This is a genomic window from Cellulosimicrobium cellulans (assembly GCF_016907755.1).
GTDB classification, from domain to species: domain Bacteria; phylum Actinomycetota; class Actinomycetes; order Actinomycetales; family Cellulomonadaceae; genus Cellulosimicrobium; species Cellulosimicrobium cellulans_D.
In genome coordinates this window covers 2,431,475-2,443,611 of record NZ_JAFBCN010000001.1, presented here as the reverse complement: position 1 = coordinate 2,443,611, position 12,137 = coordinate 2,431,475, and the positions used below count along the sequence as shown (strand labels likewise).

At 74.8% G+C, this 12,137-nt stretch carries 11 protein-coding genes; 3 read left to right on the top strand and 8 right to left on the bottom strand.

What is annotated here, in order from left to right:
• The first annotated feature begins 1 nt into the window (after position 1).
• Together JOE63_RS10510 and JOE63_RS10505 are read left to right on the top strand one after the other, a co-directional pair.
• Positions 2 to 1,342, top strand: coding sequence for a DUF58 domain-containing protein (locus JOE63_RS10510; protein ID WP_204541198.1), 1,341 nt, complete (start codon positions 2 to 4; stop codon positions 1,340 to 1,342).
• Entirely contained in the window at positions 1,339 to 3,639 is a 2,301-nt protein-coding gene (locus JOE63_RS10505) for a transglutaminase family protein (protein WP_204541195.1), read from the top strand. The genes JOE63_RS10510 and JOE63_RS10505 overlap by 4 nt, the downstream gene beginning before the upstream one ends.
• Here the strand turns inward: JOE63_RS10505 and JOE63_RS10500 are convergent.
• From JOE63_RS10500 to JOE63_RS10490, 3 genes are read right to left on the bottom strand one after another with little or no spacing between them, the layout of a single operon-like run.
• Positions 3,587 to 3,982, bottom strand: coding sequence for a DUF3040 domain-containing protein (locus JOE63_RS10500; RefSeq protein ID WP_047233786.1), 396 nt, complete (start codon positions 3,980 to 3,982; stop codon positions 3,587 to 3,589). The two genes, JOE63_RS10505 and JOE63_RS10500, sit on opposite strands and share 53 nt — an antisense overlap.
• Positions 3,983 to 4,019: 37 nt before the next feature.
• Positions 4,020 to 5,276 (bottom strand): DNA polymerase IV, encoded by a 1,257-nt coding sequence (locus JOE63_RS10495; protein WP_204541192.1) that lies wholly within the window; start codon positions 5,274 to 5,276, stop codon positions 4,020 to 4,022.
• Between the two features lie 39 nt (positions 5,277 to 5,315).
• On the bottom strand, positions 5,316 to 5,759 hold the full coding sequence (locus tag JOE63_RS10490) for an SAV_6107 family HEPN domain-containing protein (RefSeq protein WP_087471804.1): 444 nt from the start codon (positions 5,757 to 5,759) through the stop codon (positions 5,316 to 5,318).
• A gap of 79 nt (positions 5,760 to 5,838) precedes the next feature.
• Here JOE63_RS10490 and JOE63_RS10485 point away from each other — a divergent pair, with 79 nt between their 5' ends.
• Entirely contained in the window at positions 5,839 to 6,834 is a 996-nt protein-coding gene (locus tag JOE63_RS10485; protein ID WP_204541189.1) for a spermidine synthase, read from the top strand.
• An 84-nt stretch (positions 6,835 to 6,918) separates the two neighbouring features.
• On the opposite strand, the gene JOE63_RS10480 is transcribed toward JOE63_RS10485, so the two are convergent.
• The 5 genes from JOE63_RS10480 to JOE63_RS10460 form a co-directional block, all read right to left on the bottom strand.
• Positions 6,919 to 7,122 (bottom strand): cold-shock protein, encoded by a 204-nt coding sequence (locus JOE63_RS10480; protein ID WP_034655075.1) that lies wholly within the window; start codon positions 7,120 to 7,122, stop codon positions 6,919 to 6,921.
• A 320-nt stretch (positions 7,123 to 7,442) separates the two neighbouring features.
• The gene (locus JOE63_RS10475; protein WP_204541186.1) at positions 7,443 to 8,369 is read right to left on the bottom strand and encodes a proteasome assembly chaperone family protein; all 927 of its coding nucleotides are present in this window, start codon (positions 8,367 to 8,369) and stop codon (positions 7,443 to 7,445) included.
• 136 nt (positions 8,370 to 8,505) lie between these two features.
• The gene (locus JOE63_RS10470) at positions 8,506 to 8,946 is read right to left on the bottom strand and encodes a response regulator (RefSeq protein WP_087471801.1); all 441 of its coding nucleotides are present in this window, start codon (positions 8,944 to 8,946) and stop codon (positions 8,506 to 8,508) included.
• Positions 8,947 to 9,018: 72 nt separating this feature from the next.
• Positions 9,019 to 10,656, bottom strand: coding sequence for a sensor histidine kinase (locus JOE63_RS10465; protein WP_204541183.1), 1,638 nt, complete (start codon positions 10,654 to 10,656; stop codon positions 9,019 to 9,021).
• On the bottom strand, positions 10,653 to 11,984 hold the full coding sequence (locus JOE63_RS10460; RefSeq protein WP_307840027.1) for a PP2C family protein-serine/threonine phosphatase: 1,332 nt from the start codon (positions 11,982 to 11,984) through the stop codon (positions 10,653 to 10,655). Before JOE63_RS10460 ends, JOE63_RS10465 begins: the two co-directional genes overlap by 4 nt.
• Positions 11,985 to 12,137: the final 153 nt, after the last annotated feature.

The window sequence follows — 12,137 nt, the reverse complement described above, 5'->3', positions numbered from 1 at the left end:
CGTGCGCGCCCCGTCGTTCCTCGCGCGGCTCCGCGGCAGGAGCAGGAGCCTCGCCAGCGCACGCCTGACCCGGCGCGGCACGGTGGTGCTCGCCGCCGGCGGCGCGCTCGTCGTCCTGGGCGTCACGCTCGGGCTGCCCGACCTCGTCGGGCTCGGCGTCGCCGGGGCGCTCGCCGTCGGCGCCGCCTGGTGCTGGATGGCCGTCCGCCGGATCGACCGCGGTCGCGGCGCTCTGCACGTGACGCGCCGCGTCCAGCCGAACCCCGCCGTGCGCGGACAGTTCACGACGGCGCGTCTCACGGTGGCGGCCACGCGGGCGACGTCGTCCACGGCCACGACCCTCTCCCGCCTGCGGATCAGCGAGCAGGCGGCGCACGAGCTGTGCGACCAGGGCTCGCTGCGGGCGCAGGTCGCGACGGTGGGCGACCACATCGCGGTCCGCTACCGCCTGCGCCCGCTCCGCCGCGGCCGGTGGCCGCTCGGCCCGCTCCTCACGACGCGGGTCGACCTCTTCGGCCTGGTCAGCGCGACCCAGGAGCTCGGCGACCCGACCGCGGTCGCCGTGTGGCCGCGCACGGTGGAGCTGCCCGTCCGCGGCTCGCGCGCGTTCGGCGAGCACGAGCGCTCCGCGTCGGGCGCGCGGCTCGCGTCGAGCGACGACTCGGTGCTGCGCGACTACGTCGCCGGCGACGACCCGCGGCGCGTGCACTGGGCCAGCGCGGCCCGGCATGGTCAGCTCATGGTCCGAGCGGACGAGAGCGCGGGCCTGCCGCCCGTCAGCGTCCTCCTCGACCGCGGGCTGCTGCCCCACCCCGAGCTCGCCGCGTCGAGCCCCCGCGCGCTCGCCGACGGCGAGTGGGCGGTCGAGTGCGCGGCCTCGATCGGTGTGTCGCTCCTCCAGGCGGGGCACCCGGTCCGGCTCGTCCCGACGTCGCTCGCGCCGGTCGTGTCCGGCACGGGCTTCCGCGTCAACCGCTCGGGCGAGGGTCCGGCCGACCTCCTGGACGCCACCGTCGACCTGCACGGGCACCACGTCGTCGCGGACGGCGACCGTTCGGTCGTCGCGACGTCCGAGGCGCTGCGCCGGGACCGGCGCCCGGGCGAGATCACCGTCGCGGTGCTCGGCCCGCTCGGCTCCGTCGCCCGGCACACGGTCGCGGCGATGGCCGGCGACGGCCTGCACCGCGCGCTCGTGGTGAGCGCGCGACCCTGGGCGCCCGAGCACGCCGACGCGCTCGAGACGGTGGCCGCCCTGCGGTCCACCGGGTGGCACGCGGCGCTCGTCGACCCGTCGGCGTCCCTCGAGCACGCCTGGACCCTGCTCGTGGAGGGCTCGCGATGACCACGTCCCGACCGGACACCTCCGCCCCCGTCGGCTTCCGCGTCCTCGCGACGAGCGGGCTCGTCGCCCTCGCCGTCGTCGCGTCGACCTACGCGCTCGGGAGCGTCATCGGCCCGGGCGGCTGGACCGGCACCGCGGTGCGCACCGTCGCGGTCCTTGCGCTCGTGACCGGCCTCTCGCGCTACGCCCTCGAGCGAGGCCACGCCGCGCGGGGCGAGATCCTCGCCCCACCGGCCGCGCTGCTCCCCTCGCTCGCGGGGCTCGTCGTCGGCCTCTGGGCCCTGCTCGGGCTCTACGGGGGCCCGACCGACCGCTTCTCCCTCCTCATCGGTCTCTCCAACGTCGACCGGGTCCTGTCCCGGCTCTCCACGGCACGAGACCTCACGCTCGCCGAGGTCGCCCCGATCGACCCCAGCCTTCCGATCGCGCTCATGGCGGTCGGGGGCGCGGTCGTGGTGTTCCTCGTCGCCGACCTCATGGCCGGCGGCCTCCGGCTCGGCGCAGGGGTCGCGCTGCCGATCCTCGCGCTGTGGATCCCCGGGCTCGTGATCATGAGCGAGATCCCGCCCCTGGCGTTCGTCGTGACGGTGGCGGCGCTCGTCCTGCTCCTCGCCGTGGACAACCCGCACCGCACGGTGCGGCGCGGCGCGTCCGCGCGACGTGTGGAGGATCGTGCCGCCGGCGGCCTGCGTGCCGCCGGGGCGCTCGTCGTGGCGGTCGCCGTCGCGGTCGTCGCCCTGGGACTCGGGTCGGCGAGCGCCTCGCTCCCCGAGGTCGCCTCGGCGTCGTGGTCGCGGCTCTTCTCCTCGACCGGGCAGACGGTACGGCTCTCCGACGACCTCGACATGCGGCGCGATCTCGCGGAGCGCTCCGGCGAGGTCGTCCTGCGCTACCGGACCGACGGTGACGAGGTCGGTCCGCTCCGCGTGTTCACCCTCACGGGCTTCGACGGCACGAACTGGCGGCGCGGCGCCGACCGGGACGGCACCCCGATCGAGGGTGCCGACCAGGTGCTGTGGCCCACCGACCCGGCCGGCCTCGAGGAGCCGACGTCCGTGCGTGTCACGCTCGAGTCGCTGCGGGACACGAAGCTCCCCGTCCCGACCGAGCCCCGCTCCGTGGACATCGACGGGGACTGGGCGTACGACGACGTCCGCGACGAGGTGCTCGGCGACCGGCCCACGGGCGCGGGCACCGCGTACGAGCTCGCGGTCTTCCCGCGACCGCTGGACGCCGCGTCGCTGCGCGACGCGACGGGCGCGGACCCCGACGACCCCAACTACCTCGACGTCCCCGCGACCGAGCACGAGCAGGACATCCGCGACCTGGCCGCCACCGTGGTCGAGGGCGCGCCCACGCGCTACGACCAGGCGCTCGCCCTGCAGACCTACTTCCGCGACGTCTCGCAGTTCACCTACTCGACCGAGGTCCCGCCGGGTGACTCCGGCGACGCGGTCTGGGACTTCCTGCAGGACCGGACGGGCTACTGCGTCCAGTTCGCGACCTCGATGACGATGATGGCGCGGACTCTCGGCATCCCCGCGCGTCTCGGCGTCGGGTTCCTTCCGGGCGAGCGCGTGGACGACTCGAGCTTCCAGGTCACCGGCCGCGACTCCCACGCCTGGCCGGAGCTCTGGTTCCCGGGCCAGGGCTGGGTGCGGTTCGAGCCGACACCGGCCCAGCAGACGGGTCCGACCCCGCGGTGGGCGACGCCCGTGGCCGTGACTCCGGGTGGCCCGGGAGACCCCGGCAACGTGCCGACGCCGGGCGCGACGACGGCGGCCCCCTCCGCGCCTGCGAGCCCGGCGCCCACCACGCCCGGGACCGGTGGGACGATCGGAGGCGCCGAGGACGAGGGCGCACCGTGGCCGCTCGTCGTGGGGGTCGCGCTCCTCGTCGCGCTCGCCGTCGGAGGGGCGCTGTGGCTCGTGCTGCGGCGACGGTCCGAGCCGCAGAGCCTGCGAGACGCCGAGGACGCCTGGGCCGAGCTCACCGATCGGCTCGGGGCGCTCGAGGTCCGGTGGCCGACGTCGACGACACCGCGGCGCGTTCCCGCGGCGGTCGTCGCGTCGCTGCAGTCCCGCCGCGGTCAGCATCCCCGCGACGAGGACGTCGCCGAGGCGGTCGCCGCGCTGGCGTCAGCCCTCGAGGCCGAGCGCTACGCCCCGGAGCCGCGGACGGTCGCCCGCCCCGACCGGCTCCAGGAGCTCGTCGACGCGGCGGTCGACGCCGTCGAGGAGTCGCTCAGCGACCGTCCTGCTCGCGCCGACGGTCCCAGCGCTCTTCCAGTCGGCTGAGGAACGGCTTGCGGGCCGGCTTGCTCGGCGCGGCCGGGCGGACGGTGCCGTCCGCCTCGACGGTCCCCACCGGTCCCTTGCGCGACGAGCGCGGAGACTGGAAGACCAGGACGACGCCCCCGAACATGAGGACGAAGCCGATCACCCCGAGCCAGGTCTGCGAGAGCGCAGCACCCAGCACGAGGAGGAGGAGGCCGCCGACGACGCCGACCCCAGCCAGGACATAGCGCAGCGCCGAACGTCGTCGTGGCGCCTGGAGCGTGTTCGCCAACCGCGGGTCGTCCGAGGTGAGCGCGCGCTCCATCTGCTCCAAGACCCGCTGCTCGTACTCAGACAGAGGCATGAGCACCCCGTTTCTCCACGGTGGTCGTGTGTCACCCTCAGGATAGATCGACATCCGCGGGGGTGGTAGTCGAGCGGGCCCTGGCGGGGCCCATGGCGATGGATCTCACCCCGAACCGCCCACGGACGGCGTCGACGGCCTCCTCGACCCGACGCCTCGCCGCGCTCGTCTCCTCGACCGCTTCTTCGAGCGTGGGCTGCACGACGGCCTCTGCGCGGGGCTCGAGACCCTCGGCGCGGACCCCCACGAGCCGGACGGCGAGGCCCCGCAGGTCGACGCTCGCGACGAGCTCGCGAGCCACCAGATAGATCTCGCGCGCGACGTCCGTCGGGGCGCCCAGGGTGCGCGCGCGGGTCACGGTGCGGAAGTCGCTCGTCCGGACCTTCACGCTGACGGTGCGCGCGACGAGACCTTGGTGGCGCAGCCGGCCGGCGCACCGGTCCGCGAGCTCCAGCACACGCGCCTGGACCGCCGCGAGGTCGCGCAGGTCGTGGCTGAACGTCGTCTCGGCACCGATGCTCCGCTCCGACCGCTCCGGCTCGACCGGTCGGGGGTCGCGCCCCCACGCGAGGTCGTGCAGGTGCGCGCCCGCGACCTTGCCGACCGCCGTCTGGAGCGACGCCACGTCCGTGTCGGCGAGCTCGGCGACCGTGCGGATGCCCCACTGCGCGAGCGCGCTCTCGGTCCGCTCCCCCACGCCCCACAGCGCGCCGACGGGCAGCGTGCGCAGGAACGGGACGGTGGCGGCCGCCGGCACGAGGAGCACGCCGTCGGGCTTGGCGTGCGTCGAGGCCAGCTTGGCGACGAACTTGTTCGTCGCGATCCCGACCGAGCAGGTGATGCCGTGCTCGGCCCGCACCCGACGCCGGAGCTCGGCCGCGATCCGCGTCGGAGGCCCGAGGCGCCGGCGCGCGCCGCTCACGTCGAGGAAGGCCTCGTCGACGCTCACCTGCTCCACGAGCGCGGTGATCTCGCCGATCGCCGCCATGACCGCGCGGGAGACCTCGTAGTAGCGGGTGTGGTCCGGCGGGACGACGATCGCCTGGGGGCACAGGCGGCGCGCCGTCACCATCGGCATCGCCGAGTGGACGCCGAACGCCCGGGCCTCGTACGTCGCCGCGAGGACGACGCCCCGTTCGGCGCCGCCGACGATCACCGGTCGCCCCACGAGCTGGGGACGCCGTGCGAGCTCGACGGACGCGAAGAACGCGTCCATGTCGACATGGAGGATCGAGCAGCCCTCCTCGTCGTCGCCCCAGTCGCGGCGGACGACCGCGCGCGGCCCGCGGCTCATCGCTGCCTCACCGGGCACCCGACGCGGGCCACGCCCGGGTCACGACGCCACCGTCCGCAGACCGGGCAGCCGGACGAACCCGGCATCGGGGTCGACGAGCATCGCGACCTCGTCGCGGAAGTCCTCGGCGCACGCCATGAGCTCGTCGGCCCGTTGCGGCGCCACGTCGTCGAACCGACCCGAGTCGACGGCGGCGCGCACGCGCGCCCCGCTCGCGAAGTAGCCGGACCACGCCGCGAGCGACGGCTCGGCGTCCGCGAGCTGGTCCCACACCGAGCGCGCGCGTCCACGACGCACGGGCCGGGCACGCAGCGCGACGACCGCCGCCGCGGCACGCAGGGCTCCGAGGTGGGCGTGCACGAACCGCTCGCCCGCGTCCTGCGCGAGCGCGGCCGCGACGAGCTCCGCGTCCGCGCGGTCCAGCAGCCGACGGACCTCGGTGGGGACGGCGACCGCCCTCCTCGCGCCTGCTTCGTTCGACATCGCGCACCTCCTCCTCCACTATCGAACACCTGTTCGATCCTGTCAACGTCGGGCGGCCTCCAGCCCGTACCGTGAGCACATGGCTCGCCGCACCTCCCGACGCTCCTCAGGGTCCTCCGCACCACCCACACCCTCCCGGCGCCGGGGCGGCGGCGGCCGCGGCGGGGCCGTCGGGCCCGAGCTGCCGACCGGTCCCGTGCCGACGTCGACGGGGACCGCGCACGTCGAGCGCGACCTCGACCACCCGTCGGCCGTCACGCTCTACGTCAACGGGGTCCCGAGCTCGTACCTCGACCTCGACGACCCCGGGATGCTCGCGTTCGAGTACATGCAGCAGATGGCGGCCGTCGTGAACGAGCTCGCCCCCGGGCCCCTGCGCGCCCTGCACCTCGGCGCGGCGGGGTGCAGCCTGCCGCGCTGGGTCGAGCACACCCGGCCGGGCTCGTCCCAGCTCGGCGTCGACCTCGACGCCCGCCTGCTCGAGCTGGTGCGCACGTGGTTCGACCTGCCGCGGGCCCCCCGCCTCCGGTTGCGCCCCGACGACGCGCGGCACACGGTGGCGGGCCTCCCCGCCGCCTCGTACGACGTCGTCGTGCGCGACGTGTTCGACGGCGACCGCACGCCCGACCACCTCGCGACCCGCGGCATGGCGGACGAGGTGCACCGCGTCCTGCGCCCGGGCGGCGTCTACCTCGTCAACTGTGCCGACCGGCCGCCGCTCACGACGGCGCGCCGCGAGACCGCGACCCTCGCGGCGGCGTTCGGGGAGGCGTCGTACGCCGAGGGCCGGGTGGCGGCGATCGCCGAGCCCGCGCAGCTCAAGGGCCGGCGCTACGGCAACGTCGTGCTGGCCGCGGTCCGGGCCGGCACGGGAGCCAGCACAGGAGCGGGCACAGGAGCCGACGCACCGGCACCGACCCTGTCGAGCGCGACGCTCGCTCGCGCGGTCCGCTCGCTCGCCGTCCCGGCACGCGTGGTCACGGGCGACGAGCTCCGCGCGTTCGTGGGCACCGCGCCGGTGCTCGACGATCCCGAGGGAGAGCCGACCGACGGCATCGCCGCGGGCGGGTCGTGAGACGCGACAGGAGCCGCGCCCGAGGGGCGCGGCTCCTGCGCTGCTGCGACGACCGGGGGACCCGGTCGCCCGACGTCGTGGACGTCAGAGCGGACGAACCTTCTCCGCCTGCGGGCCCTTCGGCCCCTGGGTGATCTCGAACTCGACCCGCTGCGCCTCGTCGAGCGTGCGGTACCCGTTCGACTCGATCGCCGAGTAGTGCACGAAGACGTCGGCACCGCCGCCGTCCTGCGCGATGAAGCCGTAGCCCTTCTCGGCGTTGAACCACTTCACAGAACCCTGCGCCATGCTCTTCCTCTGACCTTCTGTCCATCCGGGACATCAGCGAGCGGACCCTTCGTCCACCCCCGTGCGCCGCAATGCCATGTCCACGTCCTCCGCCGGCGCCCCGGCCGTGTGCGGCCGGCAGGCCCGACGCCGGACCACCCCGCCGGGCGGACCCACGTACCGGCCCTGCACCGGGTCGTGCGCAAGTACGTCACTGCAACGGGTCACAGTGTGGCATGGACCACGTCTGGTCCGCCACGGAGATCGCCACGTCTCGTGCTGATTTTTCGGCACATACCACCCCGGTCCGCGGACCAGGGTGGACGCGGGTGCTCCGCGGGTCAGTCGCCCGACTGCTGGGCGAGGAAGCGCTCGAACTCGGCCCCGAGCTCCTCGGCCGTCGGGATCGGCGCGGACTCGGCGAGCAGGCTCGTGCGCCCGACGGAGCGCGCGAACGCGTCGTACTGCTCCTCGAGCGCTCGGACGACGGCGGCGACCTCCTCGGAGTCGCGCACCTGACGCTCGACCTCGGTCGTCGCGTCCTGCACCGCCTCCGCGAGCCCGCTCGTCGCGAGGTCCAGACCGGTGACCCGCTGCACGTGCTCGAGCGCGACCACCGCCGCGGGCGGGTACGACGACTGCGCCAGGTAGTGCGGCACGTGCACCGTGAAGCCGAGCGCGTCGTGCTCCGCCCGACCGAGCCGCAGCTCCAGCAGGGCGGCGAGGCTGGCCGGGACCTTCACCGTGCCGAACCACGACGTGTGCTCCCCCAACAGCTCCGGCCGGGTCGCGTGCGCCGTGACCGAGAGCGGACGCGTGTGCGGGATGCCCATCGGGATGCCGTGGAAGCCGACCGTGAGCGACACCCCGAGGCGCTCGACGACGTCGCGCACCGCGGCGACCACCCGCTCCCACTGCACGTCCGGCTCGGCGCCGTGCAGCAGCAGGAACCCCGTGCCCTCGGCGTCGCGCACGTGGTCGATCACCAGGTGCGGCTCGTCGTAGTCGGACCAGCGGTCCGTGCTGAAGGTCATCGTGGCCCGCTTGGAGCGGTAGTCGAGGAGCCGGTCGACGTCGAACGTCACCACGCGGGTGACCTCGCCGATCTCCAGCAGGTGGTCGACCGCGACCTCGCCCGCGCTGCCCGCGTCGACGAACCCCGCGACGGCGTGCAGCAGCACAGGCCCCGCGCCCGCCTCGGGCGGCGTGGGCCACAGGCGTGCCACGGCCTGCTCGTCGAGCTCGTAGATCCCGCGAGGGTCCAGCATGCATCCTCCTCGTGACGTCCTTCGCCCGTGCGCTGCCGACGGCGCGCGGCGGGCCTGACGAGGACAACACGGCTCGGCCCGTCGTTCTTCCCGGATCGGCACCACCGCGCGGACCCGCGCCGGGCCCGTGCCCAGGTCAGCGACCGGGCAGCCGCACCACCGAGACGAAGAAGTCGTCGATCTGGCGGACGACGTCGATGAAACGGTCGAAGTCGACCGGCTTGGTCACGTAGGCGTTGGCGTGCAGCGAGTAGCTGCGCACGACGTCCTCCTCGGCCTCCGACGTGGTCAGCACGACCACCGGGATCTTGCGCAGCGCCTCGTCCGCCTTGAGCTCGGCGAGGACCTCGCGCCCGTCCATCCGGGGCAGGTTGAGGTCGAGGAGGATCAGGTCCGGCGTCGGGGCGCCCGCGTGCTCACCCTCCTTGCGCAGGAACTGCAGCGCGCTCACCCCGTCGGAGACCACCGAGAGGCGGTTGGTGACCTTGTGGTCCTCGAACGCCTCGCGCGTCATGAGCACGTCGCCGGGGTCGTCCTCCACCAGGAGGACGTCGATCGGCTTGCTGCCGTGGCTCATGCGGGGCTCTCCTCGTCATCGTGGCGCGCGCGGGCCGCGTCACCCAGGGGTCGCTCAGGGGTCACTCGGGGATCACTGCTCCGCGCCGTCGTGGTCGGAGCGAGCGTAGCCGACCTGCGCGTGCACGTACGCGTGGGCGAGCGTGAAGCGGACCGTCGTCCCGCCCTCGCGCGGCTCGATCCAGATCCGGCCGCCGTGGTACTCGACGATGCGCTTGCACAGCGCGAGGCCGATCCCGGTGCCCTCGTACACGTCCTTGGCGTGCAGGCGCTGGAAGATGACGAACACGCGCTCCGCGTACTGCGGGTCGATCCCGATCCCGTTGTCCTCGACGGAGATCTCCCAGTGCGTGTCGCGAGCGAGCACCCCCAGGTGCACGGCCGGCGGCCGGTCCGGGTCGCGGAACTTCAGCGCGTTGCCGACGAGGTTGGCCAGCAGCTGGTGCAGGAGCGCGCGCTCGCCGACGACGACGGGCAGCGGGTCGTGCGTGATGCTCGCCCCGGTCTCCGCGACCTTCTCGGACAGGTCCTCGAGCACGCCCTCGAGCTCCCGCTCGAGGTCCACGTCGACGCGCTCGCTGCCCGTCCGGCCGACGCGCGAGAATCCGAGCAGGTCCTGGATGAGCCGTTGCATGCGCTTGGCGCCGTCGACCGCGAAGTCGATGTACTGGTCCGCGCGGTCGTCGAGCTCCCCGCCGTACCGCTTCTTGAGGAGCTGCGTAAAGCTCGCGACCTTGCGCAGCGGCTCCTGGAGGTCGTGGGACGCGACGTAGGCGAACTGCTCGAGGTCGCGGTTCGACCGCTCGAGCTCGCTCGCCTGCTCGGCCAGGAGCGCGTGCGAGCGGGCGGCGTCCTCGTGCGACGCCTTGATCTCCGCGACCTGGTTCACGAGCTCGACGCGCATGTGCTCGACGTCCTGGGCGAGGTCCGCGATCTCCGCCGGGCCCGAGGTCACGACCGGCTCGTCGAGGCTCCCGGAGCTCACGAGCCGCACGCGGTGCGCCAGCTCGGCCATCGGCTCGGTCACCCAGCGCTTGAGGCACACCCAGAGGATGATCCCGACCGCGAGCGCCGAGCCGACGAGGACCAGGACGCTCCCGAAGAGCGCCCGGCTCCACCGGTCGAGCGCGTCGAGCCGCTCCACGCGCTCGGCCCGGAGCGCGTCGACGTACCGCGCGGTGTCGGCCCGGGCGGCAGCGAACAGCTCGGCGCCGTGGGCCTGGTCGACGGCGCGCACACGCCCCGGTCCGTCGTCCTCGGTAGTCGCGATGGCCGGCCCGGCGTAGTCGGCGACCCAGGCCCGCACCGAGGCGTCGGACTGCCCGGCCAGCGCCGCGAGCTCGGCGTCGAACCCGAGGCGGTCGACGAGGGTGGGGTCCGGCACGACGCCCTCGGCGTCCGTCCCCACCGCGCGGGTGTAGGCCTCGAGTGCGGTGTCGTCGCCGGTCGCGACGAACGCGCGGACCGCGACCTCGGCGTCGAGCAGGCCCACGTACGCGGCGTCGGCCTCGGTCACCGCGTCGAAGAACGGCCCGGTCACCTCGCTCTGGATGGTGAGCACGCGCGAGAGCGCGATCGCCGAGGTCGCGAGGACACCGAGGAGGATCACGCCCGCGACGACGAGCGCCCACCCGAGCCGGCGGCGCAGGGTCGGGGCACGATGCCGACCGCCGTGCTCCGCGCCGGTCGTCGCGCTCGCCGCGGGCGTCACCGTGCCCACTCGTCCGAGTCCGCGAGGGTGGCCGTGCGCTCGCCGGGGGTCCCCTCGTCCCCGCCCCAGCCGATCACGAGGAGCGCGGCATCGTCCGCCAGCGGACCGCCGTGCAGGTCGCGCACGCGGCGGAAGACCCGCTCCACGACCCCCTCGACGCCCTGCTCGAGCGCGCTGTCGACGGCGCGGCGCAGGCCCTCGACGCCGACGCGCTCCGGGCGGGTCCGTGGCCCCGTGGCGCCTCCGGGCCCCGCGACGGTCGCCTCGACGAGCCCGTCCGTGTAGAGCATGAGCGCCCAGCGCTCCCCGAGGTCGACGGCCTGGGAGGTCCACCCGCCCTGGACGGGGATGCCGAGCGCACGGCCACGCGCCGTGGGCGTGATCTCGGTCGCGGTGTCGCGCAGCAGGAGCGGGGCGAGGTGCCCGGCGAGATAGACCTCGGCGCGACGGCGGTCCGCGGAGACCACGACCTGGCAGAGCGTGACGAAGACCTCGGGACGCGCGCGCTCGGGCACGAGGACGCGCTCCAGGAGCGGGAGGATGCCGTCCGGCTGGGTGTCGGAGAGCACGATGGTGCGCCAGGCCGTGCGCAGCGTCGCACCCAGCGCGGCCTCGTCCGGGCCGTGGCCCGCGACGTCGCCGATGACGCACAGGACGCTCCCGTCCGGGCGCTCGACCGCGTCGAAGAAGTCGCCGCCCAGGAGGCCGTTGCCGCCGGGGACGTAGCCCACCATGACGTCGAGCCGCTCGTCCTGGACCAGCGGTGTGGGCAGGAGCGCGCGCTCCAGCCGCGCGGTCTCGGCCGCCCGCACCTCGCTCCGGTACAGCGCCCGCTGCTGCTCGACGGACATGCGCCGCTGCACGGCGTAGCGCACCGAACGGCCCAGGAGGTCGCCGTCGACCTCACCCTTCACCAGGTAGTCGTCGGCTCCGGCCGCGACGGCCTGGACGCCGAGGTCGATGCCCGAGTGCCCCGTGAGGACCACCAGGGCGGGCGGGTGGGCCCCGGTCCGCACCCGCTCGACCGCCGACAGCCCGACGGAGTCGGGCAGCCCGAGGTCCAGCAGGACGCAGTCGACGTGCGTGGAGACGAGCATCTCGAGCGCGGCGTCGAGCGTCGTCGCGCGGTCGAGCTCGACCGTCAGGTTGCCGTCGGACAGCAGCTCCTCGACGAGGATCGCGTCACCGTCGTCGTCCTCGACGAGGAGGATGCGCAGCTCGTCCGTCGGGGCGAGGACCGCGCGCCCGGACAGCACCTGGTCACGCGCGTCGGCCTCGTCGCCCCGCGCCGAGGGTCGCGCGGGGACCCGACGGTCGGTCCCGGTCACGACGCCCGCTCCCCTCTGGTCGCCATGGCCCACGATCCTAGCCTCAGCCGCGCGTCGGGCCCGGTCGCGGGCGCGGGACGCGCCGAGGACGGGTCCGGAGACCCACGCTCGTGGGCCATAATGGACGGCCGTGTCACGGGCGTGCGCTCGGGC